The following is a 26116-nucleotide window of genomic DNA, read 5'->3' as shown; positions in this document are numbered from 1 at the left end:
ACCAAAATTGATGTACATCAAGTTTTCTCGCTGAAAAGATAGACAACCCTGCCTGAATGCTCATAAAGAAACCAGCCCGAAGGCTGGTTTCTGAGGGGGGTGATCGGGTTACAACAGCTTAACCTAACGTTTTAAACGCTTTTATCCGCTGTAAATGAGGAGAGATATTCTTAAATTTATGGGTCTGCTCTTCGTCCCAGACAATTTCATAGAAATGATGCAGCTCTTTTGCCGAACGATGGCTGTCCAGCGCTTCATCATGCCGGGACAGGATCACCAGGCAGCGATCGCGGTTTTTTTCGCGGAAATTGGTGACGCATTTCGTTGCGATATCGGCATACTCTTCCGGGCGGTCGATTTTGCCTTCCATGTTCTCATAGGGGAACAGATTAGGGTTGAATACCACCTGGCGTATGTCGCACAGGAAGCCAATCCGCTCCGCCCAATACCCACCCAGTCCTACGCCACAAATTAATGGCCGATCGTCCACATTCAGTTGCAACATTTTGTCTACTTCTTTCAGCAGATGCTGCATGTCATGTTTGGGATGCCGTGTGCTATAGCTGATCAGTCTGACATCCGAATCAATAAACTGTAGCTGCAACACTTTCTCGTGGTTACCCGGACTGTTGGAGTCAAAACCGTGTAAATAGATAATCATCGCATCCTCACACAAAACTCGGGTTAATGACCTGCTTTTTCTTCCTGCCAGCGTTCATGCAACTGGTTAAGCTGGGCGCTGACCGTTTTCCAGCGTGCGGAGTCCATCAACTCCTGACGCGAAAATGAACCTTTATGATACAAACGCGTAACACGTTCTGCATTGATCGGCGACAGATTATCTAACACGCTGACCGCTCCTTTACGATTATTACAGACCAGGATCATATCGCAACCCGCATCCAGCGACGCCTGCCCGCGCTCTGCGTAGCTCCCCATAATCGCCGCTCCTTCCATCGACAGATCATCGGAGAAAATCACGCCATCAAAACCAAGTTCCTCACGCAGCACCGTTTTCAGCCAGTGCGGTGAACCACTTGCCGGACGCGGATCGACATCGCTGTATATGACGTGCGCCGGCATAATCGCATCAAGTTTGTTCCCGGTGATTAGCGAACGGAACACCGACATATCCCTGGCGCGAATTTCCGCCTCAGGACGCGGATCGGTTGGCGTTTCTTTGTGCGAATCGGCAGTGACTGCCCCGTGTCCGGGGAAGTGCTTACCGGTGGTTTTCATTCCGGCAGCATGCATCCCGTCGATAAAACGCGTCGCCATTGCCAGAGCTTTAAGCGGATCGGCATGGTAAGAACGCTCGCCAATTGCTGCGCTGATATGCCCGACATCCAGCACCGGCGCGAAACTGATATCAATGTCCATCGCGATCATCTCGCTGGCCATTAGCCACCCGGCATCCTGCGCCAGTTTGCCCCCTTCTTCCAGCCCGTGCAGCGCAGCAAAAGATTGTGCGGCTGGCAGGCGGGTAAAACCTTCACGAAAACGCTGTACGCGTCCGCCTTCCTGGTCAACCGCCACCACCAGATGATTGCGCGAAGCCGCCCGAATCTGGCGGACTAACTCGCGCAGCTGCTCCGGGTCATGATAATTACGCGTAAAGAGGATCAGCCCCCCCACCAGCGGATGGGCCAGAATCTCGCGCTCTTCTGCGTCCAGCTCAAACCCTTCGACATCCAACATTACTGGACCCACACTGCTCTCCTTATCCTTTCTTTTTCAGCTGCCGCCAGGCGTCGTCGGCCAGCCTGATAAATTGTTGTTCGCCGGTTTGCTGCCAGCGGTATTCAAACCATCCGGCTTTCAGCATCATTACCCAGGGGCACCATAACCTGACCTGCCGCCATAGCGTTTGCGGACAGATATGCGCAACGGCGGCATAGGATGCCACCAGCCGTTGATGCTGCCGCTCATCCTCTACCCATACGGCGGCCAGTTCCAGAGCGATATCGCCGTCCCCGGCGTATTCCCAGTCAATCAACCGTAGCCCCGATGCCGTCTGTACCAGGTTATCGCCGTGGACATCCATATGCAAAGGCGCCAGACGCAGCGGACGAGGTTCCCGCGCCGCTCGCAGCCGTTTTAGCATCCGTAGCCAGTACGGCGTCCTGCGTGCCGGATCGCTCCCCTGCCAGTAGCGCATAAGCAGCGGTAACAGCGAAATACGCCAGCCAAAACGCGGTTGTTGATGCAGATGATACAGTAAGCCCACCAGTTCGTCGGTATCCGGTAATCCAGATCTTACCTCTCCCTGCAAATAGTCCACCGCCATCCAGCCGGGAATATAAAAACGCGGTCTGGGAGCAAGGGTTTCCGGTAAACGTGACAAAGCGTGATACTGACGCAAAAAATCAGATTCAGGCGCGAAGGGATCATGATGGCAACGGAGCACCAGACGGCGGGCGTCATGTTCAATGATGCAACTCCCGCCGCTTAATCCGTTGTGGCAGGCGGCGACGGGATGATATTGCGGGAAGTAGCGCGACAAAACGTCGTCGCGCGTCAGTAGATTATTGTTGCTGGACTGCACCTTTACCTGACCAGATTATCTCGCCAGTTTGTACCAGCATTAACTGCATTTGCAGCGATGGCGCATTGACGTTACCCGCCGCGCTGGAATAGAGCACATATTGCGCCCCTACGTTACGGGCGATGCCAATCGCTTTACTGCGCGTACCGAGGCTGTCCTGCGGTGATAAACCCAGTTGCTGCTTCGCCATCGCCAGTTGCTGCGCGGAAACCAGCGTAAATTTACCGTTATTCGCCAGCGCATTACGTAAAGTCTCTGTGGCCTCGCCCGCGTTGAGCGAACCGTTGGTGCGGTTATTTACGCTATCGACCAGCAGTACGTTACCCGCCGTTACGCCATCAGCCTGAAGCATTTTTCCGACCATCGGCTGCATCGCGCTGTTCCAGTCATAATGGCGCACGCGCGGCGCAGGCTGTGCGGTCTGGTCTTCGTGTTCAATCGGGCCCGGCTGTTGCGGGATCGTCGGCACCGATGGCACGACCGGCACAGGCTGCTGCGGCTCAGCTGGCTGTTCCGGCACCGGTTTGACTTCATCAACCGGTGCGGGTTCACGTTGCCCCACACAACCGGAGAGGAATATCGCCAGCGCGGCCACCAGTGCGTAGCGATTCATTTTCGTCATCAAAATTCACCCCTTACAAATAAAGATAAAGTCTAACCTTATGCGCCCCCAGATAATTGGCGCTGCCATACAGTGTGACCGACGAACGCGCCGGGATAGTCACACTGCGTGGCGCTTCCAGAGGATGCATTTCCAGCCCTCTGGCGTCATACCAGTAAAACCGATAATGCACGGTAACGGGTTCTTGCCTTTCGTTATAGAGGCGTGAGGATGCAGAAGGCTGAATATCGGACGTCGTCAACGCAGGCGCTTCCGCCGTGATACCGGCCGCCAGCAGCGTTGACTCCATCACCAGTGTCTGTTCATCACTGACCGGAATTTCAGGGTGTGAACGACAACCCACAAGCAACAGTAAGGCCAGTGATATCGCAAGGCATCCTCTGGTCATTGTCAGAGGCCTTTATGCGCCAGCATCGGCCCCAGCGCACGCCCGCCCAGCAGGTGCATATGAATGTGATAAACCTCCTGCCCGCCATGACGGTTAGTATTCATGATCAGGCGGTAGCCGTCTTCGGCAATGCCTTCCTGCCCGGCAATTTTTGCCGCGACGGTGATCATACGGCCCAGCGCCTGTTCGTGCTCCGCCGTGACATCATTAACCGTTGGGATCAGGGTATTCGGGATGATCAGAATGTGCGTGGGCGCCTGCGGCGAAATATCGCGAAATGCGGTAACCAGTTCATCCTGGTAAACGATATCCGAGGGGATTTCACGACGGATAATTTTGCTGAATATAGTTTCTTCTGCCACGACATTTTTCCTTTTTTCAAAATTAGCCATAACGTTGCGCCATGCTACGCCGAGCCACACTGCGAGTATAGAGTATGAGCGAGTTACTCACGCTCTTTCAACTTTAACCCACGATTTATTAAGCAAAAAATCTGTCAGTTGCTGCGCTTATACTCATTTCCCTCTTCTCTTTGCACCTCATAGCACTGAAACAAGATTTCATTTTCACCCGTAACATCTGTTTACAGCATTAATGCAAGTGCGTATATTTCGCATTTGCATTTTCATGCGCATTTGATGGTTAGAAAATTAAAAGGGTTCGCCATGCCATTTCATGGTTTGAACTTAACGTTCATCATTATTAGGGGTTTTTCGATGTCTTTCACAACACACACCCAGGATGAGCAGCGTCAGCCTGCCGCAGTTCCCACTCTGCTGGCAGCCTGCATCGCTATGGCATTGATGCCTTCCACCAGCTTCGCCGCTACCACAACAGAAGAAACAATCATTGTTGATAGCGCATCACAAGCCGACACGTCCAGCGATGAAGAACAGGACTACAACGTTAAAACGACAACCGCTGGCACTAAAATGCAGATGGCGCAGCGCGATATTCCTCAGTCTGTCAGTATCATCAGCCAGCAACGCATGGCTGATCAGCAATTACAAACCCTTGGCGATGTAATGGACAGCACGCTGGGTATCAGCAGAAGCCAGTCAGACTCCGACCGCAACCTCTACTACTCACGCGGTTTCCTCATCGACAACTACATGGTCGATGGCATCCCCACCTATTTTGAATCACGCTGGAATCTTGGCGATGCCCTTTCTGACACGGCCCTGTTTGAACGTGTGGAAGTCGTACGCGGCGCAAATGGATTAATGACCGGAACCGGCAACCCTTCCGCGTCTATCAATATGATCCGCAAACATGCCACCAGCCGTGAATTCAAAGGTAATGTGTCTGCGGAATATGGAAGCTGGAACAAACAGCGTTACGTAACCGATTTACAAAGCCCGCTGACAGAAGACGGTAACGTACGTGCGCGGATTGTTGCGGGTTATCAGAACAATGACTCATGGCTGGATCGTTATAACAGCGAGAAAACATTCTTCTCCGGCATTATCGATGCCGATCTGGGGAGCACAACCAGCCTTTCCGCCGGGTATGAATATCAACGCATCGACGTTAACAGCCCGACCTGGGGCGGTTTACCTCGCTGGAATACGGATGGCAGCACCAACAAATATGACCGCTCGCGCAGTACCGCTCCAGACTGGGCTTACAACGATAAAGAGTTTAATAAAGTCTTTGTCACGCTGAAGCAGCGTTTTGCGGATACCTGGCAGGCAACGCTCAACGCCACGCATTCTGAAATCAAATTCGACAGTAAAATGATGTACCTGGATGCCTATGTCAATAAAGACACCGGTATGCTGGTTGGCCCTTACGCCAACTATGGGCCAGAGTACGGTTACATTGGCGGTACGGGCTGGAACAGCGGCAAACGTAAAGTCGATGCTGTCGATCTTTTCACCGATGGGGGCTACGACCTGTTTGGCCGTCAGCATAACCTGATGGTCGGCGGAAGCTACAGCAAACAGAATAACCGCTATATGAATACCTGGGCGAACGTATTCCCGGATGAACTGGGCAATTTCTACAACTACGACGGTAACTTCCCGGAAACAAACTGGGGTCAACAAACCGTTGCCCAGGATGATACCACGCACATGAAATCGCTCTATGCAGCGACCCGCATTTCGCTGGCCGATCCGCTGCATCTGATCATCGGCGCTCGCTACACCAACTGGAGTATCGACACGCTGACCTACCGGATGGAGAAAAACCATACCACGCCATATGCCGGACTGGTATATGACATTGATGATAACTGGTCTGCCTACGCCAGCTATACTTCCATCTTCCAGCCACAGAACTATCGTGATAGCTCGGGTAAATATCTCGCCCCTATTACGGGTAACAACTATGAAGTGGGCTTGAAATCTGACTGGATGAACAGCCGCCTGACCACCACATTGTCGGTCTTCCGTATTGAGCAGGATAACGTCGGCCAGTCGACCGGTAGACCGATTTCAGGTAGTAACGGCGACACCGCTTATAAAGCGGTAGACGGAACCGTCAGCAAAGGCGTTGAATTCGAAATTAACGGCGCTATCACCGACAACTGGCAGATGACCTTCGGCGCAACGCGCTTTATCGCGGAAGATAACGAGGGAAATGCGGTGAATCCGAACTTGCCACGTACAACCGTGAAGCTGTTTACCAGCTACCGTCTGCCAGTCATGCCTGAGTTGACCGTCGGCGGTGGCGTTAACTGGCAGAACCGTGTTCACGGCAGCGACACTGTCACACCATACGGCACATGGCGCGCGGAACAAGGCAGCTATGCGTTAGTGGATCTGTTCACTCGCTACCAGGTAACCAAAAACTTCGCCGTACAGGGCAACATCAACAACCTGTTAGACAAAACCTACGACACCAATATCGATGGTTCTATTGTCTACGGCGAACCACGTAACGTCAGCATTACTGCAAGCTATCAGTTCTGATAACGTTACTGACGAGAAGGGAGCCATCTGGCTCCCTTTTTTACGTTCTCGCAAGCCTGATGGCGGCTAATGCCTTATCAGGCCTACAACTGTGCTATAACCGTAGGCCGGATAAGCCACGCGCCATCCGGCAACACAGCATAAAAAAGGCAGCCATTTGGCTGCCTTAGTTCTCCCCAACGTCTTACTGCTTAGCTATTGCGGATGTATTCATCCATTTCCGTTTTCAGGTTATCGGATTTCGTACCGAAAATAGCCTGAACGCCGGAACCTGCGACGACGACACCAGCTGCGCCAAGCGTCTTCAGGCCAGCCTGATCCACTTTAGCAACGTCAGCAACGCTAACGCGCAGACGGGTGATACATGCGTCGAGGTTAGTGATGTTCTCTTTACCACCAAACGCGGCGATCAGGGCCGGAGCCATTTCACTGGTTGCGCCCACTTTGCTGTCTTCGCTCGCGTCTTCACGACCCGGCGTTTTCAGATCCAGCGCTTTAATCAGCACACGGAAGACGGTGTAGTAAATAATCGCATAACCTGCACCAACAATCGGGAACAGCCACAGTTTGCTGCTGTTGCCAGACAGAACGATGAAGTCGATCAGACCGTGCGAGAACGATGTACCGTCACGCATACCCAGCAGGATACAGATCGGGAATGCCAGACCTGCCAGAATCGCGTGGATAACGTACAGGATCGGCGCAACGAACATGAAGGAGAACTCGATCGGCTCGGTGATACCGGTCAGGAACGAGGTCAACGCTGCGGAGATCATGATACCGCCCACTTTCGCGCGGTTTTCCGGTTTAGCAGAGTGCCAGATCGCGATAGCCGCAGCAGGCAGACCGTACATTTTGAACAGGAAGCCGCCGGACAGTTTGCCCGCAGTCGGGTCGCCCGCCATATAGCGAGGAATGTCGCCGTGGAACACCTGACCTGCTGCGTTGGTGTATTCACCGATCTGCATCTGGAAAGGAACGTTCCAGATATGGTGCAGACCAAACGGCACCAGGCAGCGCTCAATGAAGCCATAGATACCGAACGCCACAACCGGGTTCTGGTAAGCAGCCCACTGAGAGAACGTCTGGATAGCCGTCCCGATCGGCGGCCAAATGAAGGACAGGATCACGCCGGTGAAGATGGCAGCCAGACCAGAAATGATCGGCACAAAGCGTTTACCCGCAAAGAAGCCCAGATACTCAGGCAATTTGATACGGTAGAATCGGTTAAACATGTACGCTGCAATCGCACCGGAGATAATCCCCCCGAGAACACCGGTATCCGCCAGGTGTTTTGCTGCGATTTCTTCAGCAGGTAAATGCAGAACCAGCGGCGCAACCACGGCCATGGTTTTGACCATGATGCCGTAAGCGACAACCGAGGCCAGAGCCGAAACGCCGTCGTTGTTGGTGAAGCCCAGTGCGACACCAATGGCGAAAATCAGCGGCATATTTGCAAAAACAGAACCGCCTGCTTCTGCCATAACGTGCGACACAACGGCTGGCAGCCAGCTGAAGTTAGCGGAACCGACGCCCAGCAGGATACCTGCGATAGGCAGTACGGATACCGGTAGCATCAGCGATTTACCGACCTTTTGCAGGTTAGCAAATGCATTCTTAAACATAATTAGGAGTGCTCCTGAGTATTTGTGCTTATACACTTCATCCTTCAAACCGCCTCAGCGTTGGCTGCGCTCGTTCATCCCAGTCACTTACTCAAGTAAGCTCCTGCAATTCACTCACTTGCCGCCCTGATGCAGCTTGAATGATTTTGTGTATTCTACGTTTTCACGCATTGGCGAGGGGGGAGAACCTCGCCGTGGACAGGGCATCTAAGCGCCCTTTATTTATTACACAGAGTAAAATAAATAAGCTCGGTTTTGTTTGACGGCTATCACGTTTCAGCTCCTGACAGCCATAAAACCATCACATTCTGACAAAATGAGTGTCTGAATGTTACAATTCGCTCATTCACCGCCCATTTTGTGGCGGTGAACTTTACTCGCTTTGAATATTAATTACGAGCTTTAAAAAAACTCAGTTAACGGGTTGATTGCAGGCGAGAAGCGTCGATGTGGAACAGGCGAGCAAAGTTTTCAGTGGTTGCCTGCGCCAGTTCTTCAACGGCAACACCCTTCAATACGGCCATATACTCTGCGACATCGCGAACCATTGCAGGCTGGTTCTCTTTACCACGATGCGGCACCGGAGCAAGATAAGGAGAGTCCGTCTCAACCAGCAGACGATCCAGAGGAACATAGCGGGCGGCATCACGTAACTGCTCGGCGTTGCGGAAGGTCACGATCCCGGAAAAAGAGATATAAAACCCAAGATCCAATAATTTACCCGCCGTCTCTCTGTCCTCTGTAAAACAGTGTAGTACGCCACCGCAATCCGTCACTTTTTCTTCGCGCAAAATCGCCAGCGTATCGGCGCGTGCGTCACGGGTATGCACAATCACGGGTTTATTTAATTCACGGCCAATCTGAATATGGTTAATGAAGGATTCTTGCTGGCGAACTTTTGTTTCCGGCGTATAAAAATAATCCAGCCCGGTCTCTCCCATGGCCACCACGCCTTCTTCAGCGGCAAAGCGACGCAGGTCTTCCACATCGTATGTTTCATCCTGGTTTAACGGGTGTACGCCGCAGGAAAACACAACGTTATCCCGCTCGCCAACCAGTTCGCGCATATTCCGGTATCCGGGCAGGGTTGTCGCCACCGCCAGGCAGAACTTCACATCGCGCGCGGCGGCTTTTGCCAGCACGTCATCCACGTCCTTATGCAGAGATTGATAATCCAGGCCATCAAGATGGCAGTGTGAGTCGACTAAAAACATAATGTCTCTCTCAAAGATGGGAAACAGGCAACACGGCGCCTGGTTGCAGGTAATGCTCTATGCGGAGAATAAGATCGGTTAATACCAGTTCGCGGTTTAATCCGGTCACGTTAATCAGCTGTTCGCGACAATGGCAGACATCGCTGAGTATGGCCTGGATGCGTGCGACGGATAACCGTTCAGCTATCGACGCCACCAGCGTTCCGGCATCCTGATTTGTCAGGCTGGAAGCGCCATACTGGTATTTAAGGGCATCCATAAGCAGCGTCGCCAGCCAGTGTAAACGTACGGCGGCCTGTTCGTGATTCAACACCGACAGAAGGATATACCAGTCGCCGGATTGCAGCGTATTCGCCAGCGCTTCGCAAAGCGCGTTACGATGCGCCCAGCTGTCGGCCTGCAACAACGCCAGAGCGGCGCCGGGAGCCCCTGCGCTCAGGCGCAGCGCCGCCAGCAACGTCTCTTGTGACATTGTCACTTCACGAGAAAGCCAGGAAACAGCGTATTGTTCGGATGGCGGCGCAAGATGATGCAGACGGCAGCGGCTGCGTAAAGTCGCCAGCAGGCGTGCCGGTTCACGGCTGGCAAGGAAGAACCAGGTTTGCTCCGGCGGCTCTTCGAGCGTCTTTAATAAGGCATTCGCCGCGGCATCAGTCAGCAGGGCCGCATCCGGGATCAATACGACTTTCGCGCCGCCAAGTCGAGAATGTTCGTACAGCTTCTCGCCCACGTCGCGTACCGCGTCCACGCCAAGAGTGCTTTTTCCCTTTTCCGGCAACAGCGAATAATAGTCAGGATGCGTACCCGCCTGCATTAACTGGCAGCCACGACAGCGCCCGCAGCTTTTATGCCCTTCCGGTTGCTGGCACAGCAAATAACGACTGAGGGCATAAATAAGCGCATCATCCCCCATTCCGGGCAACGCCTGAATCAGTAACGCATGGTGGCCCCGACCCGCCTGATAGCTTGCTACCAGTTTTTCAAAGTCTGGCCGTAACCACGGATACCATTTCATGCACCCTGCTCCTTGATCCAGGCCGTTACGGTTGTGCGCATATCGTTCATCACAGCCTCCAGCGGCTGAGTCGCATCAATGGTGCGAATGCTGGCATCGCTGGCGGCCAGCTCAAGGTAGCGGGCACGCGTGCGATTGAAGAAATCCAGAGACTCCTGCTCAATGCGGTCAAGTTCGCCGCGCGCGCGCGCGCGTTTTAAGCCAACCTCCGGCGTCACATCCAGATACAGGGTCAGGTCAGGACGGAAGTCGCCCAATACAGCATCACGCAGCGTCGCCAGCATCGTCTGGTCGATCCCACGGCCGCCACCCTGGTAGGCCTGAGTGGACAGGTCATGGCGATCGCCAATGACCCATGTTCCTTTCGCCAGCGCAGGCTTGATAACGGTTTCCACCAGTTGCACTCGCGCGGCATAAAACATCAGCACTTCAGCTTTATCCGTGATTGTTTCATCACCCACCGATTTGATGTCCAGCACCAGACTTCTTAATTTCTCTGCAAGCTGGGTGCCGCCCGGCTCACGCGTAAAAATCATGTCGTGAATACCCAGTTGCTCAAGTGTCTCCACCACCACGTTACGCGCGGTGGTTTTTCCGGCGCCTTCCAGGCCTTCGATGACGATATAGTTACTGCCCATTTTTTTCCTTAAGCACTTTCAGGTAGTCCTGCACTGACCGGTTATGGCTGGCAAGATTGGTGTTAAACGTGTGACCGCCCTTTCCGTCAGCCACAAAATAGAGGTACGGCGTTTTCGCCGGATGCGCGGCGGCTTTCAAAGAGGCTTCGCCAGGCATGGCGATAGGACCTGGCGGCAACCCGGTGATGGTATAGGTGTTATACGCCGTCGGCGTTTCCAGCGCCGCGCGCGACAGCTTACCATTATAACTCGCCCCCATGCCGTAAATCACGGTCGGATCGGTCTGCAAACGCATACCAATACGCAGACGGTTAATAAAGACTGATGCCACCTGATCGCGTTCGCTGGCGACGGCCGTCTCTTTCTCGATAATAGACGCCATCGTCACCAGTTGATTCTTATCTTTATAAGGCAGCCCTTCCGCGCGCCCTTTCCAGACGTCATCTACCGCTTTAACCATCTTTTGATGCGCACGCTTCAGAAGCGCGACGTCGGTGGTGTTGGCGGTATACATCCAGGTGTCCGGCCAGAACCAGCCTTCAAGCCACTCCGGGTTCTCCAGCTTCAGCGCCTGCGCGACGGTTTCGTAACGGTCATCGCTAAGCGTGTGCTGAATATAAGGCGCATTTCGCAGCTGATTCAGGTAATCGCTCAGGCGCATCCCTTCGACCAGACGTAGCGGGAACTGTGCTTCTTTACCGCTTTCCAGCAGTTTCAGCATCTCTCGTACGGTCATATCAGGCGTTAAACGATAGGTGCCCGCTTTAAAGTTTGATAATTCAGGTTCAACGCGCAGCAACCACTGAAACACGCGCGGCCGATTGATAATCTTGTCGGCGTAGAGTTGATCGCCTAATGCCAGACGCCCGGTTCCGGCCTTCAGGGTAAAGATCGTCTCTTCTTTTATTAACAAGGGGCTGTCGGCCAGTTGGCGCACTTTCCACATTCCTGCGCCAGCGGCAATGCCCAACACAACGACCAGCAGAAGGAAAAAGCGTAACATTCTTTTCATGACTAATTCGGGTGCTCACAAAGTGGGGCTAAAAAATCGAACAATGAACGTGCAAACATCAGTTTATCGCCACAGGCGCGCACGGGAATCACGGGCATCAACGCATTGCAGATAACCATCTCATCGGCCTGCATAAGCGCGTCCTCCCCGGCATACACTTCGACAACCTGGAAAGGCGATTGTGCCAGCGACTGTAAACAAAATTGTCGCATAATGCCGTTTACCCCCGCCTGATCCAGGCGCGGCGTGTACACCACATTCTCTTTACGCCAGAACAAATTAGCCGCACAGCATTCCGTAACCCATCCCTCGCTGTCAAGAACCAGCGCTTCATCGGCGTTTGTCTGCTCAAGATGAGACCGGATCAGTATCTGTTCCAGCCGGTTAAGGTGTTTTATACCCGCAAGCATAGGGTTACGCCCCAGCCTTACGGGGCTTAGCGCCAGCGTAATACCTTCCGTACGCCAGCGTTCATAATGAGTGGGATAAGGAGAAACGGATAAAATTCGCGTGGCCGCACGACAGTTTGACGGGCTGTAGCCCCTGCCGCCGCTGCCACGACTCAGAATAACTTTCAGTACACCACTGTTCTGGCCTGCTGCCATCGCCATCATTTCGTGTTGCAGTTCCGTCCATTGACTGAAGGGAAGCAGCAGTTTTTCGCAGGCATCCTGCAAACGGCGAAGGTGTGCGGGCAGGAGGCAAATTCTACCGTCACGGATTCGCGCAGTAGTGAAACAGCCATCGCCAAACTGCGTCGCGCGATCGCTGGCGGCAAGAGAATCCTGTTCACGGCCATTAATTAAGAACATAGTGGCTCCTTATTCGTGGTCGATTAGTGTGGCAGGATGGTTAACACAGGACAAGGGAAGAAAGCTGAATAAAAAAGGCCCGACAAGCGGACCTTTTTACTCTCTGGTGGAACGACTTAGACCTTTTTGAAGATCAACGAGCCGTTAGTACCGCCAAAGCCGAAGGAGTTACACAGCGTATACTCCATTCCGTTAACCTGACGAGCTTCGTGAGGCACAAAGTCCAGGTCGCAACCTTCATCCGGGTTATCCAGGTTGATGGTTGGCGGAACAGCCTGGTCGCGCAGCGCCAGAATAGAGAAAATGGACTCTACCGCGCCCGCAGCACCCAGCAGGTGACCCGTCATGGATTTCGTCGAGCTGACCAGCACACGGCTTGCCGCATCGCCAAAGACAGATTTCACCGCCTGAGTTTCCGCTTTATCGCCTGCCGGCGTAGACGTACCGTGGGCGTTGACGTAACCAATCTGACCCGGCTCAATGGCCGCATCACGCAGCGCATTGACCATCGCCAGCGCGGCGCCCGCGCCGTTTTCCGGCGGTGACGTCATGTGATAAGCATCGCTACTCATCCCGAAGCCAACGATCTCGGCATAAATTTTCGCGCCACGCGCTTTTGCATGTTCGTACTCTTCCAGTACCACCATGCCCGCGCCATCGCCGAGAACAAAACCGTCACGCTCTTTATCCCACGGGCGGCTGGCCGCTTGCGGGTTATCATTACGTGTAGACAGCGCACGCGCTGCGCCAAAGCCACCGACACCCAGCGGCGTACTGGCTTTTTCCGCACCCCCCGCTACCATCGCGTCCGCATCGCCGTATGCAATGATACGCGCGGCATGACCGATGTTATGTACGCCTGAGGTGCAGGCGGTAGCGATAGAGATGCTTGGCCCACGCAGGCCGTACATGATGGTCAGGTGACCCGCCACCATGTTAACAATCGTCGACGGAACAAAGAACGGGCTGATCTTACGCGGCCCACCGTTCACCAGGGAACTGTGGTTTTCTTCGATCAGTCCGAGACCGCCGATACCAGAGCCGATAGCGGCGCCAATACGGGCTGCGTTCTCTTCCGTTACTTCAAGGCCAGAATCCTGCATGGCCTGAACGCCAGCGACAATTCCATATTGAATGAAGGCATCCATCTTGCGCTGTTCTTTGCGCGAGATGATGTCGTCACAGTTAAAATCCTTTACTAAGCCAGCAAATTTCGTTGCATAGGCGCTAGTATCGAAATGGTCGATCAGGCTGATGCCACTCTGACCGGCAAGGAGAGCTTTCCAGGTAGACTCTACGGTATTGCCGACAGGAGACAACATGCCCAGTCCGGTCACAACTACACGACGCTTAGACACGTTTGTCCTCCAGGGAGGGAAAATGATTCTAGTGGGACAAAAAGATAAAACTCAGGCGGTCGAATGACCGCCTGGAGATGTTCACTTACGCCTGGTGGCCGTTGATATAATCAATGGCAGCCTGAACGGTGGTGATTTTCTCAGCTTCTTCGTCCGGAATCTCAGTATCAAACTCTTCTTCCAGAGCCATTACCAGCTCAACGGTGTCAAGAGAATCTGCGCCCAGGTCTTCAACGAAAGAAGCATTGTTGGTAACTTCTTCCTGCTTAACGCCCAGCTGCTCGCCGATAATTTTCTTAACGCGTTCTTCGATAGTGCTCATACTCTTAAATTTCCTATCAAAACTCGCTTTCGCGATGGTTTTCGTAGTGTATAAAATGTTGAAAAATTTGCAACTAAATCCCGGCAGTTCTTACCACGATTTTACGTTATTTTGAGGCCAAGACCTACAATAACGCAAATATTTTTCGTGGTTAAACCATATACATTCCGCCGTTGACGTGCAGAGTCTCACCAGTGATGTAACTTGCTTCGTCAGAGGCTAAAAATGCAACCGCACTGGCGATTTCCTGAGCGCCGCCGAGGCGACCCGCAGGAACCTGCGCCAGAATACCCGCACGCTGATCATCAGACAGCGCACGCGTCATGTCCGTTTCAATAAAGCCCGGAGCCACAACATTGACAGTAATCCCACGCGACGCAACTTCACGCGCCAGTGATTTACTGAAGCCAATCAGACCCGCTTTCGCCGCAGCGTAGTTAGCCTGACCCGCATTTCCCATGGTACCAACCACAGAACCGATAGTGATAATACGTCCATGACGTTTTTTCATCATAGCGCGCATTACCGCTTTTGACAGACGGAAAACAGATGACAGATTGGTTTCGAGAATATCGTTCCACTCGTCATCTTTCATTCGCATCAGCAGATTATCGCGAGTGATACCGGCATTATTGACCAGGATATCAACTTCACCAAATTCTGCGCGAATATTTTCCAGAACAGATTCAATAGATGCCGGATCGGTCACATTCAACATCAGACCTTTACCGTTCGCACCTAAGTATTCGCTAATGGCCTGAGCGCCATTTTCGCTGGTAGCAGTACCGATGACTTTCGCGCCACGGGCAACGAGCGTCTCAGCAATTGCGCGGCCAATGCCACGGCTTGCACCGGTAACCAGCGCGACTTTTCCTTCAAAACTCATGGTTTTCCTCTTTTATTGCTCAAGCGCCGCTGACAGTGCCGCCGGTTCGTTTAGCGCCGAGGCCGTCAGGGTGTCAACAATACGTTTAGTCAGACCAGTGAGGACTTTACCTGGACCCACTTCATAAAGGTGTTCAACACCTTGTGCTGCGATAAATTCTACACTCTTCGTCCACTGCACCGGGTTGTACAGCTGGCGTACCAGCGCATCACGGATAGCGTTAGCGTCGGTTTCACACTTCACGTCAACGTTATTCACAACCGGTACGGTCGGGGCATTGAAGGTGATTTTCGCTAATTCAACCGCCAGCTTATCAGCCGCAGGTTTCATCAGCGCACAGTGTGACGGCACGCTTACCGGCAGCGGCAGCGCACGTTTTGCGCCAGCGGCTTTACAGGCTGCGCCCGCACGTTCAACCGCGTCTTTATGCCCGGCGATAACCACCTGGCCCGGAGAGTTAAAGTTCACCGGAGAAACCACCTGGCCTTCAGCCGCCTCTTCACACGCTTTGGCGATGGACGCATCATCCAGACCGATGATCGCCGCCATTGCGCCGGTGCCTTCCGGCACAGCTTCCTGCATGAACTTGCCGCGCAGTTCAACCAGACGAACCGCGTCGGCGAAATCGATGACGCCAGCACATACCAGCGCGGAGTATTCCCCCAGGCTGTGTCCCGCCATCAGCGCTGGCGCTTTACCGCCCTGCTGCTGCCATACGCGATACAGCGCAACGGAAGCGGCCAGCAATGCTGGCTGAGTCTGCCAGGTCTTATTCAGTTCTTCCGCAGGCCCTTGCTGCGTCAGCGCCCACAGATCATAACCCAGCGCCGCAGAAGCTTCAGCAAAGGTTTCTTCTACGATCGGGTAGCTGGCTGCCATTTCAGACAACATCCCAACCGTCTGGGAACCCTGCCCCGGGAACACAAAAGCAAATTGCGTCATGTTTAAATCCTTATACTAGAAACGAACCAGCGCGGAGCCCCAGGTGAATCCACCCCCGAAGGCCTCAAGCAATACCAACTGCCCGGCTTTAATCCGCCCGTCGCGCACGGCTTCGTCCAGCGCGCACGGCACAGAGGCCGCAGAGGTGTTGCCGTGTCTGTCCAGCGTAACCACCACATTATCCATCGACATACCCAGCTTTTTCGCTGTCGCGCTGATGATGCGCAGGTTAGCCTGGTGCGGAACCAGCCAGTCCAGAGCGGAACGATCCAGATTATTCGCCGCCAGCGTCTCGTCAACGATGTGTGCCAGTTCAGTTACCGCCACTTTAAACACCTCGTTGCCCGCCATCGTCAGATAAATCGGATTTTCTGGATTGACGCGATCGGCGTTTGGCAGCGTCAGCAACTCACCATAGCTGCCGTCTGCATGAAGATGCGTCGAAATAATGCCTGGTTCTTCAGATGCGCTCAGAACCGCTGCGCCCGCGCCGTCACCAAAGATAATGATCGTCCCGCGATCGGTGGGATCGCAGGTGCGCGCCAGGACATCGGAACCGATGACCAGCGCATATTTAACGGCGCCTGATTTTACATACTGATCGGCAACGCTTAACGCGTAGGTAAAACCGGCGCAGGCCGCTGCAACGTCAAACGCCGGGCAGCCTTTAATGCCCAACATACTCTGAATCTGGCATGCTGCGCTTGGGAAAGCATGTGTTGCTGACGTGGTCGCAACCACAATCAAGCCAATCTGGTCTTTATCGATGCCCGCCATTTCAAGCGCGCGGTTTGCGGCTGTATAGCCCATCGTCGCGACTGTTTCGTTTGGCGCTGCAATATGGCGTTCACGGATGCCTGTACGCGTGACAATCCACTCGTCAGACGTCTCTACCATCTTTTCCAAATCGGCGTTAGTACGCACTTGTTCAGGCAGATAGCTGCCAGTACCAATAATCTTTGTATACATGTACGCTCAGTCACTTTTCGGTTATATACCACCGCGTGCAAACTGCTGGTATGTTGGTTGCGCTCAGGTTACACCGTTAATTGTGCACCCGTGAGTGTCCGTTTTTGCCACCTTCCAACAGTTCGAATCCGGCTGGGTATACAGATTCCAGGCGAGCGGCAATTCGCTGAGGAACTTGTCGCTGCACCGCCTGCACTGCCTGTTCAATCGCGACGGCAAATGCTCGCTGATTGGCCGCACCATGACTTTTAATCACCGTGCCACGCAATCCTAACAGACAGGCGCCATTATACTGGTCGGGGTTGAGGTGACTGAATCGCCTCGTCAGGCTTTTTTGTAACCAACGTTTTAATAACAGCAGCCACCACGACCGTTTTTTACTCTCACCCTGAGATTTCAGCAGTGAAAGGAACATCCTGACAACCCCTTCCATTGTCTTTAATGTGACATTACCTGTAAATCCGTCACATACCAGCACATCAGTTTTTCCCGTCAATAATTCATTGGCTTCAAGATAACCAATGTAATTGATGGAAGGGACTGTTTTGAGCAACGCAGAGGCATCACGAATACTGTCGAGACCTTTGGTTTCTTCTTCACCAATATTGAGCAACGCCACGCGGGGATTGGTTATCCCAATCACCTCTTCCGCCATCACGGACCCCATCACGGCAAACTGCACCAACATGGTACTGTCACAATCGACGTTGGCGCCTAAATCCAGCACCACCGTTTTTCCTTTCTGCTGATGCGGTAAAACCGTCATCAACGCAGGACGCTCAATGCCCTCAAGGGGTTTGAGCAATAATTTCGCAAGTCCCATGAGCGCGCCCGTATTACCGGCGCTCACACAGGCTTCGGCTCGACCTTCTTTCACGAGCTCCAGGGCCACACGCATTGAGCTGCCGCGACTGGCGCGGATAGCCTGCGAAGGCCGGGCATCACTGGCAATAACTGACTGTGCAGGGATAATCTGCAGACGCGAACGTTGTTCAAAGTCAGCTTTGGCAAGTAATGGCGTTATGGTATCGGGATCCCCGACTAAAAGAAGTGTGAGTTGCGAATTAGAATTCAGTGCCTGCAGTGCTGCAGGCACTGTCACGGAAGGGCCGAAATCTCCCCCCATGACATCTAACGCCAGGGTTAGACGTGTCAAGGTATCGTCGCTGCCTGGTTTGGTGTTTCCCCGCTTACGCGGGGAAATCCTCACTAAGCTTCATCACGCTTGCGCGTGATTACTTAGCGATGACCTTACGGCCGCGGTAGTAACCGTCGGCAGTGATGTGGTGACGCAGGTGTTTTTCACCAGAAGTTTTGTCTACAGACAGGCTGGTGACTGCGGTCAGAGCGTCATGAGAACGACGCATGCCACGTTTGGAACGGGTTGGTTTATTCTGTTGTACGGCCATGGACCTTACTCCTCAATTACTTACGCTTTAAGCTGGCTAATACGGCAAATGGGTTTGGTTTTTGCGCTTCATCAGGCAATTCACCAAAGACCATGTCCGCCTCGGACACTTCACAGTGTTCAGAATCATGCACCGGAACTACCGGCAAGGAGAGGATGATTTCATCTTCAACCATTGCAAGCAGATCGATTTCACCGAATTCGTTAACCTCAATCGGCTCATACGCTTCCGGGAGTGCTTCAGCCTGTTCGTCAGAACGAACCGGACTAAAACAATACGTTGTGTGAACCTGATGGGTAAACGGCTTCCCGCAACGCTGGCATTCGAGCGATACCGTCACCTTCGCATCACCCGTAATAACGGCGAGACGTTGGTTATCGATAGCGAACGACATGGAGCATTCCACATCACTGTCCACACTGACTACAGAATCGGCGACGCGCTCTACCAGATCAGAAGTATAGATACCTTCATAATCGAGGCGTTTTTGAGCCGTACGAACCGGATCAAGAGTCAGGGGTAATTTTACCTTTTGCATAGGGCGCGCATATTAACTTTGTAACGTCATAGAGTCAAAGAAAAAGGCAGCCTGCGGTTGCCTTTTGCCAATAATTCGCACACATTGCGGGTTACAGACTTATTTTCGCTCAAACCGTGACTGTATGTCATGCTTGAAGGACGAAGAGCATAGTTTAAGATGGCTCTCATTAATACGCTATATCTGAGGGAAAAAAATATGCCCCGTCTCATCCTTGCTTCTACCTCTCCCTGGCGTCGCGCGCTGCTCGAAAAACTGGCGATCCCTTTCGAGTGCGCGGCTCCCGAGGTTGACGAAACGCCCATGTCTGGCGAAGCGCCGCGCCATTTGGTCTCTCGCCTCGCACAGGCGAAAGCACAATCGCTCGCCCACCGTTTCCCCGATCATCTGATTATTGGCTCCGATCAAATTTGCGTTCTGGATGGCGAAATTACCGGCAAACCGTTAACCGAAGAAAAAGCGCGCCAGCAATTAACCAAAGCCAGCGGTAATATTGTGACGTTTTATACCGGACTGGCGCTTTATAATTCTGCAACCGGACATTTACAAACGGAAGTCGAACCGTTTGATGTGCATTTCCGCCATTTAAGCGAAACGGAAATAGAGGACTATGTCCGCAAAGAGCGTCCATTGCATTGTGCCGGAAGTTTTAAAAGCGAAGGTCTTGGCATTGCCCTTTTCGAGCGCCTGGAGGGGCGAGATCCCAATACGCTTATTGGGCTACCGCTGATTGCGCTGTGCCAGATGCTGCGCCGGGAAGAGATGAACCCGCTGATGGCATAGTGGATGCGTCTGATGGCGACGCTAAAACATCTTATCAGGCCCACAGCGAAGCAATGCCCGTAGGCCTGATAAGCACAGCGCCATCAGTAAAGATGCCGGATGGCGACGTACGTCTTATCCGGCCTACAGGTTTAGCGCGATAATATCGCAACGCGCATCAGGCTTTGTTACGTAACACCTGAAGGCAATGCTTGAGTTGGTTATCCATCGGCGCTTCGATACGCATCACCTCGCCAGTCCCCGGATGGGTAAACTTCAGCGCTGCCGCGTGCAGAAAAAGCCGTGACAGCCCCGTTCCCGCAAGCTGCTTATCAAATTCGCGATCGCCGTAACGATCGTCAAACGCGATCGGATGGCCCGCATGCAGCGTATGCACACGAATCTGATGCGTACGTCCCGTCACCGGGCTACAGCGCACCAGCGTCGCAAACGCATAGCGCTCTTCAACTTTAAAGCGCGTTTCGGAGGGTTTTCCTTCCTGACTCACACGTACAATACGTTCGCCGCTTTGCAGAATATTCTTTAATAAAGGCGCCTGTACCGATTTAACATGCGACTGCCACTGGCCGCGAACCAGCGCCAGATAATCTTTCTGCATCCCCTTCTCACGCAGTTGCTCATGCAAAGAACGCAGCGCTGAGCGTTTTTTCGCAACCAGCAGTACGCCAGAGGTATCGCGGTCCAGACGATGCACCAGTTCCAGGAAACGCGCTTCTGGCCGCAACGCGCGCAGCCCCTCAATAACGCCGAAGCTCAACCCGCTTCCGCCATGCACCGCCGTACCGGAAGGTTTGTTCAGCACAAGGATATGGTCATCTTCATACAAAATGACATCGGCCAGCGCCGCCACTTTTTGCAAATGCGGCGAAACGGCCTCTTCTTCGCGTTCGGCGACGCGCACCGGCGGAATACGCACTTCATCCCCGGCTTCGAGCTTATATTCCGGTTTGATGCGTTTTTTGTTCACCCGCACTTCGCCTTTACGCAAAATGCGGTAAATCATGCTTTTCGGTACGCCTTTGAGTTGCGTGCGCAAAAAGTTATCGATGCGTTGCCCCGCTTCGTCGGCAGTAATGGCAACTATTTTTACGGATGGAGTCTCAGTTTTCATGGGGGCCGATTCTAAATAGCCATAAGGATTAGCGCCACTCATTTTTCTATGCTTATATTTACTTCTATATCCTGTTACTCACGTTCAACATGACCAATTTGCTGGTTATTAAACCAATCGCCATGAGGAAGTGAAAAAACTGTGAGTAACCGGGTGATAAATGGTAAAAGTCATCTTGCTATAACAAGGTTAGCAGTGGAATAATGTAACCGTTTCCGTGTCGAACCTTGTTAAAACAAGAAATTTTACGGAATGACCCATTTTGCCAGACAGATCATCAACGCAGCAATGGCGTAAGACGTATTGATTTTTCAGGCAGTTAGCGGGCTGCGGGTTGCAGTCCTTACCGGTATATGTTCTATGTACTACGCGTTGCAGAAAGGCGGCAAATCTGGGAATCCCCAGGAGCTTATGCCCGGGTGAGCAGATAAAGCCAACGCATCTGCGGCGTGAAAGACGATGAACATAATGGAATCTTCTCTGGAGAGTAACTCCCAGGCTGTTCCCCTGATAATTGCGCTGTATTTCCGTATGAAATACAGGCAACCGACACTCTGCGCCTCTTTGAGCAGACGATAACCGTGAGGTTGGCGACGCGAATAGACACGAGGCCATCGGTTCACACCCGGAAAGGCATTACTATGCCCGCAGCTTAGTCGTCAATGTAAGAATAATGAGTAAGTTACGATGAAAAGAATGTTAATCAACGCAACTCAGCAGGAAGAGTTGCGTGTTGCCCTTGTAGATGGGCAGCGCCTGTACGACCTGGACATTGAGAGTCCAGGACACGAGCAGAAAAAAGCGAACATCTATAAAGGCAAAATTACCCGTATCGAACCGAGTCTGGAAGCGGCTTTTGTTGATTACGGCGCTGAACGTCACGGTTTCCTCCCGTTAAAAGAAATTGCCCGCGAATATTTCCCCGCCAACTACAACGCCCACGGCCGTCCAAACATTAAAGATGTGTTGCGCGAAGGTCAGGAAGTGATTGTTCAGATTGATAAAGAAGAACGCGGCAACAAAGGCGCTGCGCTGACGACGTTTATCAGTCTGGCAGGGAGCTATCTGGTTTTAATGCCGAACAACCCGCGCGCGGGCGGCATCTCCCGTCGCATTGAAGGCGACGATCGCACCGAATTAAAAGAAGCGCTGGCAAGCCTCGAACTGCCTGACGGCATGGGGCTTATCGTGCGCACCGCAGGCGTCGGCAAATCCGCCGAAGCGTTGCAGTGGGACCTGAGCTTCCGCCTGAAACACTGGGAAGCGATTCAGAAAGCCGCTGAAAGCCGCCCTGCTCCATTCCTGATCCATCAGGAAAGCAACGTTATCGTCCGCGCATTCCGTGACTACTTACGTCAGGATATCGGCGAAATTCTTATCGATAATCCGAAAGTGCTTGAGCTGGCGCGCCAGCACATCGCGGCGTTGGGTCGCCCGGATTTCAGCAGCAAGATTAAGCTTTACACCGGCGAAATTCCGCTGTTCAGCCACTACCAGATCGAGTCGCAAATTGAATCCGCCTTCCAGCGTGAAGTGCGTCTGCCTTCCGGCGGCTCTATCGTTATCGACACAACCGAAGCGTTAACCGCGATTGATATTAACTCCGCGCGTGCCACACGCGGCGGCGATATCGAAGAAACCGCGTTTAACACAAACCTGGAAGCGGCCGATGAAATTGCTCGCCAGTTGCGCTTGCGCGACCTCGGCGGCCTGATCGTTATCGACTTCATCGACATGACGCCAGTACGCCACCAGCGCGCGGTGGAAAACCGTCTGCGCGAAGCGGTACGTCAGGATCGTGCGCGTATCCAGATTAGCCATATTTCTCGTTTTGGCCTGCTGGAGATGTCCCGCCAGCGTCTCAGCCCGTCTCTGGGCGAGTCCAGCCATCACGTCTGCCCACGCTGTAGCGGCACCGGCACCGTCCGCGACAACGAATCGCTCTCCCTGTCTATTCTGCGTCTGATTGAAGAAGAAGCGCTGAAAGAGAATACCCAGGAAGTTCACGCCATTGTTCCGGTTCCGATCGCCTCTTACCTGCTTAACGAAAAGCGCACCGCGGTTAATGCTATTGAGACTCGCCAGGATGGCGTGCGCTGCGTGATCGTACCAAACGATCAGATGGAAACGCCGCACTACTCCGTTCTGCGCGTACGTAAAGGGGAAGAAACGCCAACCCTGAGCTACATGCTGCCGAAACTGCATGAAGAAGCGATGGCGTTGCCTTCTGAAGAAGAGTACGCCGAGCGAAAACGTCCTGAGCAGCCAGCACTGGCGACCTTCGCAATGCCAGAAGTGCCGCCTGCGCCGACGCCAGCAGAACCTGCGGTGAAAGCAGCGACGGCAGCACCGAAAGCCGTTGCCACTGCGCCTGCACAGCCAGGTCTGCTTACCCGCTTCTTCGGCGCGCTGAAAAACATGTTCAGCGGCAGCGAAGTCGCCAAGCCGGTTGAACAACCTGCACCGAAAGCAGAGGAAAAACCGGAGCGTCAGCAGGATCGTCGTAAGTCTCGCCAGAATAATCGCCGCGACCGTAACGATCGCCGTGACAACCGTGATAATCGCGACAACCGCGCTGAAGGCGGTGAAAACCGTGATGACAACCGTCGTAACCGTCGTCAGGCACAGCAGCAGAACGCAGAAGCGCGTGACAACCGCCAGCAGTCTAACGACGTTGCCGATAAGGCGAAGTCCGGTGACGAGCAGCAGACGCCGCGTCGTGAACGCAACCGTCGTCGCAACGATGAAAAACGTCAGGCGCAGCAAGAAGTCAAGGCGCTGAATCTGGATGAGCAACCGGCTCAGGAAACAGAACAGGAAGAACGCGTTCGTCAGCCGCAGCCTCGCCGCAAACAGCGTCAGCTGAGCCAGAAAGTTCGTTACACAGACTCTGCAACCTCTGAAGCAGAAGCTGTCGCAACGCCAGTCGTCGAAGACGCTGTCGCCGCCCAGCCTGCTACGCAAAGCGCGCCTGCTCAGCGTACTGAACTGGCGAAAGTTGACCTGCCAGCGATCGCAGACGTTGCGCCAGCAGAGCAGGAAGAAAACGGCGAAGCGCGTGATAACGCAGGAATGCCGCGTCGCTCCCGTCGTTCTCCTCGCCACCTGCGCGTCAGCGGCCAGCGCCGTCGTCGCTACCGCGATGAGCGTTACCCGCTTCAATCGCCAATGCCGTTAACCGTCGCTTGCGCTTCACCGGAAATGGCGTCTGGCAAAGTGTGGATTCGCTACCCTGTCGCCCGTCCTCAGGATACGCAGGTTGAAGCACAGCACGAAGAAGGGACCGTACAAGCTCAGCCAGTTGCAGTAGAGCCGCAGGTCGTCGCTGCCGCAGCCGAACAGGTTGTAGACGCACCGGTTCAAACTGAAACCGTTGTCGCTGAACCTCAGCCCGCTACTGTGGAAACAACGCATCCTGAAGTAATTGCCACCCCGGTTGAAGAACAACCTCAGGTGATTGCAGAGGCTGACGTCCCTGTTGCGCAGGAAGTCGCTGCACAAGCGGAACCTGTCGCTGACGTTCAGGAAACCACGACGGCTGAAGAATCCGCTGACGTTGTCATCGCCGAACCGGAAGAGATCGTTAAAGAAACGGTTGAACCTGTCGTTGTTGCCGCTGAACCGGAAGAGATTGTCGCTGCGCCTGTCGCCGTTGCCGTTGCTGAAACCGTGTCAGAAAGCGCGGTAACAACCGGGGAGAAACCCGTCAGCCACGCCAGTGCGCCGATGACCCGCGCGCCTGCGCCGGAATATGTCCCGGAAGCGCCACATCACAGCGACTGGCAGCGCCCTGCCTTCATCTTTGAAGGTAAAGGTGCGGCGGGTGGTCATAGCGCAACGCATCAGGCCGCCGCACCAGCCACGCGCCCGCAGCCTGTAGAATAAGCTGAACGCGATGTTAAAGATAAGCCGACCTGCGGGTCGGCTTTTTTGTACCTGCAATCGGTGCCCGTTATCTGTTTTCCGGGCAAAAAAATGCCCGCTCCGGGGTGAAGGGAGCGGGCAGACAAAACATACCCAGTTTCATGATATGTTTCAAAACATGTGCTATCTGTTCAACTGAAACAGAGACATTCCTTGCATATCGCTAAACGCTTTATAGGACGCCTGTAACGCAGCCTGTTGCATTACATACGACGAGATGGCCGCATTCCAGTCCACATCGACCAGATCGCTCATCTGCTGCGCCTGACCCAGTGCGCGCTCGCTTCCCAATGAATCCAGGGAATCCAGCTCACTCAATTGCGTTCCCAGTTCCGCACGAACGGTCAGGACGTTATTAAGTGAATTTCTTAAACCGCGATTCGTTTTATCAATCGCCGCATCGGCTTCCGCTTTCTTCACATCATCGCCGGCAACTGGCGTATTCAGCGCTGCAATGGCCGTATCCAGCATCGCAAACAGGTTGGTTTCTGAGGCGCTGTTATCAGGCTCCGGTACAGCATTACTGGTAATACGATTAAAAATCTGATCGCCCGTATGGCCAATTACCATCGTACGCGAAACATCAACTTGTTGGATGATGTTTTCAGTGCCCCCGCTATAGTCACCATTCGCCTGATCAAACGGCGCTTTTTCAGTTTTATAGCCCGCGAAAATGTAACGACCGTTGCCGTCGGTGCTATTGGCCAGGTTCATTAACTGATCGCGAACCCCCTGTAGTTCGATCGCCAGCGAGGCACGGTCATCGTCGCTTAAAGTGCCGTTAGCGGCGTTAACGATTTTTTCCTGCGCCGTTTGAATCGAAGTAGTCACCTGGCTTAGCACGTTTTCTTCCAGCGACACTTTCTGAGTGGCAAAGGTACGTGCCAGCGCATACTGACTGTTCTGAGCCTGGGCCTGAGCAAGTACAATAGCCTGAGAAGCAGCGACAGGATCGTCAGATGGATTAATCACGCGCTTACCGGTGGACATCTGTTCACCGTACTTCATCCATTCAGCCTGGGAATTGGTGATACCACGCATATTCTGCTGGTACATCATCTGGGTACTGATACGCATTTATCCTCCTC

General features: G+C 53.4%; 25 protein-coding genes. 3 read left to right on the top strand and 22 right to left on the bottom strand.

All coding sequences use genetic code 11. From position 1 onward, the window contains the following. Nucleotides 1-118: 118 nt before the first annotated feature. Genes ycfP through hinT form a run of 6 tightly spaced genes read right to left on the bottom strand, consistent with a single transcriptional unit; the run spans nucleotide 119 to nucleotide 3917 of the window. Complete coding sequence (ycfP, locus tag OGY62_RS13310) at nucleotides 119-661, bottom strand: alpha/beta hydrolase YcfP (protein ID WP_012132812.1); 543 nt, start codon at nucleotides 659-661, stop codon at nucleotides 119-121. Nucleotides 662-684: 23 nt separating this feature from the next. Further along, nucleotides 685-1710 carry a beta-N-acetylhexosaminidase gene (gene nagZ, locus OGY62_RS13305; protein ID WP_024130435.1) on the bottom strand — a complete coding sequence of 342 codons (1026 nt, stop codon included), beginning with the start codon at nucleotides 1708-1710 and terminating at the stop codon, nucleotides 685-687. 10 nt (nucleotides 1711-1720) lie between these two features. Beyond that, nucleotides 1721-2545, bottom strand: coding sequence for a thiamine kinase (gene thiK / locus OGY62_RS13300; RefSeq protein WP_286460079.1), 825 nt, complete (start codon nucleotides 2543-2545; stop codon nucleotides 1721-1723). Continuing rightward, nucleotides 2526-3167: a penicillin-binding protein activator LpoB gene (gene lpoB, locus OGY62_RS13295; protein WP_286460078.1), complete on the bottom strand. Its 642-nt coding sequence runs from the start codon at nucleotides 3165-3167 to the stop codon at nucleotides 2526-2528. Before lpoB ends, thiK begins: the two co-directional genes overlap by 20 nt. Before the next feature lie 13 nt (nucleotides 3168-3180). Further along, on the bottom strand, nucleotides 3181-3555 hold the full coding sequence (locus OGY62_RS13290) for a YcfL family putative periplasmic lipoprotein (protein WP_049008937.1): 375 nt from the start codon (nucleotides 3553-3555) through the stop codon (nucleotides 3181-3183). A 2-nt stretch (nucleotides 3556-3557) separates the two neighbouring features. After that, nucleotides 3558-3917, bottom strand: coding sequence for a purine nucleoside phosphoramidase (hinT, locus tag OGY62_RS13285; RefSeq protein WP_047463701.1), 360 nt, complete (start codon nucleotides 3915-3917; stop codon nucleotides 3558-3560). Nucleotides 3918-4271: 354 nt separating this feature from the next. On the opposite strand from hinT, the gene fhuE reads away from it, so the two are divergent. Beyond that, complete coding sequence (gene fhuE, locus OGY62_RS13280) at nucleotides 4272-6470, top strand: ferric-rhodotorulic acid/ferric-coprogen receptor FhuE (protein ID WP_275166374.1); 2199 nt, start codon at nucleotides 4272-4274, stop codon at nucleotides 6468-6470. 191 nt (nucleotides 6471-6661) lie between these two features. Here the strand turns inward: fhuE and ptsG are convergent, their stop codons facing one another. From ptsG to yceD, 14 genes are all read right to left on the bottom strand, one after another. Beyond that, nucleotides 6662-8095 (bottom strand): PTS glucose transporter subunit IIBC, encoded by a 1434-nt coding sequence (gene ptsG / locus OGY62_RS13275; RefSeq protein ID WP_024130440.1) that lies wholly within the window; start codon nucleotides 8093-8095, stop codon nucleotides 6662-6664. A 416-nt stretch (nucleotides 8096-8511) separates the two neighbouring features. Continuing rightward, nucleotides 8512-9309 carry a metal-dependent hydrolase gene (locus tag OGY62_RS13270; protein ID WP_198448254.1) on the bottom strand — a complete coding sequence of 266 codons (798 nt, stop codon included), beginning with the start codon at nucleotides 9307-9309 and terminating at the stop codon, nucleotides 8512-8514. A gap of 10 nt (nucleotides 9310-9319) precedes the next feature. Beyond that, a complete protein-coding gene (gene holB, locus OGY62_RS13265) occupies nucleotides 9320-10324 on the bottom strand; it encodes a DNA polymerase III subunit delta' (RefSeq protein WP_153258413.1) in 1005 nt (334 codons plus the stop codon). Beyond that, nucleotides 10321-10962, bottom strand: coding sequence for a dTMP kinase (gene tmk, locus OGY62_RS13260; RefSeq protein ID WP_286460074.1), 642 nt, complete (start codon nucleotides 10960-10962; stop codon nucleotides 10321-10323). Before tmk ends, holB begins: the two co-directional genes overlap by 4 nt. Then, nucleotides 10952-11974: a cell division protein YceG gene (gene yceG / locus OGY62_RS13255; protein ID WP_200053583.1), complete on the bottom strand. Its 1023-nt coding sequence runs from the start codon at nucleotides 11972-11974 to the stop codon at nucleotides 10952-10954. Before yceG ends, tmk begins: the two co-directional genes overlap by 11 nt. A gap of 2 nt (nucleotides 11975-11976) precedes the next feature. After that, the gene (pabC, locus tag OGY62_RS13250; protein ID WP_286460073.1) at nucleotides 11977-12786 is read right to left on the bottom strand and encodes an aminodeoxychorismate lyase; all 810 of its coding nucleotides are present in this window, start codon (nucleotides 12784-12786) and stop codon (nucleotides 11977-11979) included. Nucleotides 12787-12902: 116 nt separating this feature from the next. Further along, nucleotides 12903-14144 (bottom strand): beta-ketoacyl-ACP synthase II, encoded by a 1242-nt coding sequence (gene fabF, locus OGY62_RS13245; protein ID WP_058669004.1) that lies wholly within the window; start codon nucleotides 14142-14144, stop codon nucleotides 12903-12905. A gap of 85 nt (nucleotides 14145-14229) precedes the next feature. Beyond that, the gene (gene acpP, locus OGY62_RS13240; RefSeq protein WP_000103754.1) at nucleotides 14230-14466 is read right to left on the bottom strand and encodes an acyl carrier protein; all 237 of its coding nucleotides are present in this window, start codon (nucleotides 14464-14466) and stop codon (nucleotides 14230-14232) included. A 151-nt stretch (nucleotides 14467-14617) separates the two neighbouring features. Then, nucleotides 14618-15352 carry a 3-oxoacyl-ACP reductase FabG gene (gene fabG, locus OGY62_RS13235; protein ID WP_012132828.1) on the bottom strand — a complete coding sequence of 245 codons (735 nt, stop codon included), beginning with the start codon at nucleotides 15350-15352 and terminating at the stop codon, nucleotides 14618-14620. Between the two features lie 12 nt (nucleotides 15353-15364). Then, entirely contained in the window at nucleotides 15365-16294 is a 930-nt protein-coding gene (gene fabD, locus OGY62_RS13230; RefSeq protein ID WP_058669003.1) for an ACP S-malonyltransferase, read from the bottom strand. Between the two features lie 15 nt (nucleotides 16295-16309). Further along, nucleotides 16310-17263, bottom strand: a complete 954-nt coding sequence (fabH, locus tag OGY62_RS13225; protein WP_012132830.1) for a beta-ketoacyl-ACP synthase III — start codon at nucleotides 17261-17263, stop codon at nucleotides 16310-16312. A 76-nt stretch (nucleotides 17264-17339) separates the two neighbouring features. Then, nucleotides 17340-18419, bottom strand: a complete 1080-nt coding sequence (gene plsX, locus OGY62_RS13220; RefSeq protein ID WP_071818860.1) for a phosphate acyltransferase PlsX — start codon at nucleotides 18417-18419, stop codon at nucleotides 17340-17342. A 79-nt stretch (nucleotides 18420-18498) separates the two neighbouring features. Beyond that, nucleotides 18499-18672, bottom strand: coding sequence for a 50S ribosomal protein L32 (gene rpmF / locus OGY62_RS13215; RefSeq protein WP_000290727.1), 174 nt, complete (start codon nucleotides 18670-18672; stop codon nucleotides 18499-18501). A gap of 16 nt (nucleotides 18673-18688) precedes the next feature. Beyond that, complete coding sequence (gene yceD, locus OGY62_RS13210; protein WP_012132832.1) at nucleotides 18689-19210, bottom strand: 23S rRNA accumulation protein YceD; 522 nt, start codon at nucleotides 19208-19210, stop codon at nucleotides 18689-18691. 198 nt (nucleotides 19211-19408) lie between these two features. On the opposite strand from yceD, the gene OGY62_RS13205 reads away from it, so the two are divergent. After that, entirely contained in the window at nucleotides 19409-19993 is a 585-nt protein-coding gene (locus OGY62_RS13205; protein WP_012132833.1) for a Maf family protein, read from the top strand. Between the two features lie 157 nt (nucleotides 19994-20150). On the opposite strand, the gene rluC is transcribed toward OGY62_RS13205, so the two are convergent. Then, nucleotides 20151-21104, bottom strand: coding sequence for a 23S rRNA pseudouridine(955/2504/2580) synthase RluC (gene rluC, locus OGY62_RS13200; protein ID WP_012132836.1), 954 nt, complete (start codon nucleotides 21102-21104; stop codon nucleotides 20151-20153). 687 nt (nucleotides 21105-21791) lie between these two features. On the opposite strand from rluC, the gene rne reads away from it, so the two are divergent. Next, nucleotides 21792-24989, top strand: coding sequence for a ribonuclease E (gene rne / locus OGY62_RS13195; RefSeq protein WP_286460072.1), 3198 nt, complete (start codon nucleotides 21792-21794; stop codon nucleotides 24987-24989). A gap of 162 nt (nucleotides 24990-25151) precedes the next feature. On the opposite strand, the gene flgL is transcribed toward rne, so the two are convergent. Next, nucleotides 25152-26105 (bottom strand): flagellar hook-associated protein FlgL, encoded by a 954-nt coding sequence (gene flgL, locus OGY62_RS13190; protein WP_115626607.1) that lies wholly within the window; start codon nucleotides 26103-26105, stop codon nucleotides 25152-25154. Nucleotides 26106-26116 lie beyond the last annotated feature (11 nt).

Origin of the sequence: Citrobacter sp. CK198 (assembly GCF_030333295.1) — a bacterium.
Lineage (GTDB): Bacteria > Pseudomonadota > Gammaproteobacteria > Enterobacterales > Enterobacteriaceae > Citrobacter_B > Citrobacter_B koseri.
The sequence above is the reverse complement of the archived record's forward strand: the minus strand, read 5'-3'. Positions and strand labels throughout refer to the sequence as shown.

Coding starts and splice junctions, on each gene's coding strand:
- ycfP (WP_012132812.1), bottom strand. CDS start 661: ATGATTATCTATTTACACGGTTTTGACTCCAACAGTCCGGGTAACCAC.
- lpoB (WP_286460078.1), bottom strand. CDS start 3,167: ATGACGAAAATGAATCGCTACGCACTGGTGGCCGCGCTGGCGATATTC.
- OGY62_RS13290 (WP_049008937.1), bottom strand. CDS start 3,555: ATGACCAGAGGATGCCTTGCGATATCACTGGCCTTACTGTTGCTTGTG.
- fhuE (WP_275166374.1), top strand. CDS start 4,272: ATGTCTTTCACAACACACACCCAGGATGAGCAGCGTCAGCCTGCCGCA.
- ptsG (WP_024130440.1), bottom strand. CDS start 8,095: ATGTTTAAGAATGCATTTGCTAACCTGCAAAAGGTCGGTAAATCGCTG.
- OGY62_RS13270 (WP_198448254.1), bottom strand. CDS start 9,309: ATGTTTTTAGTCGACTCACACTGCCATCTTGATGGCCTGGATTATCAA.
- holB (WP_153258413.1), bottom strand. CDS start 10,324: ATGAAATGGTATCCGTGGTTACGGCCAGACTTTGAAAAACTGGTAGCA.
- tmk (WP_286460074.1), bottom strand. CDS start 10,962: ATGGGCAGTAACTATATCGTCATCGAAGGCCTGGAAGGCGCCGGAAAA.
- yceG (WP_200053583.1), bottom strand. CDS start 11,974: ATGAAAAGAATGTTACGCTTTTTCCTTCTGCTGGTCGTTGTGTTGGGC.
- pabC (WP_286460073.1), bottom strand. CDS start 12,786: ATGTTCTTAATTAATGGCCGTGAACAGGATTCTCTTGCCGCCAGCGAT.
- acpP (WP_000103754.1), bottom strand. CDS start 14,466: ATGAGCACTATCGAAGAACGCGTTAAGAAAATTATCGGCGAGCAGCTG.
- fabG (WP_012132828.1), bottom strand. CDS start 15,352: ATGAGTTTTGAAGGAAAAGTCGCGCTGGTTACCGGTGCAAGCCGTGGC.
- fabD (WP_058669003.1), bottom strand. CDS start 16,294: ATGACGCAATTTGCTTTTGTGTTCCCGGGGCAGGGTTCCCAGACGGTT.
- fabH (WP_012132830.1), bottom strand. CDS start 17,263: ATGTATACAAAGATTATTGGTACTGGCAGCTATCTGCCTGAACAAGTG.
- rpmF (WP_000290727.1), bottom strand. CDS start 18,672: ATGGCCGTACAACAGAATAAACCAACCCGTTCCAAACGTGGCATGCGT.
- yceD (WP_012132832.1), bottom strand. CDS start 19,210: ATGCAAAAGGTAAAATTACCCCTGACTCTTGATCCGGTTCGTACGGCT.
- OGY62_RS13205 (WP_012132833.1), top strand. CDS start 19,409: ATGCCCCGTCTCATCCTTGCTTCTACCTCTCCCTGGCGTCGCGCGCTG.
- rluC (WP_012132836.1), bottom strand. CDS start 21,104: ATGAAAACTGAGACTCCATCCGTAAAAATAGTTGCCATTACTGCCGAC.
- rne (WP_286460072.1), top strand. CDS start 21,792: ATGAAAAGAATGTTAATCAACGCAACTCAGCAGGAAGAGTTGCGTGTT.
- flgL (WP_115626607.1), bottom strand. CDS start 26,105: ATGCGTATCAGTACCCAGATGATGTACCAGCAGAATATGCGTGGTATC.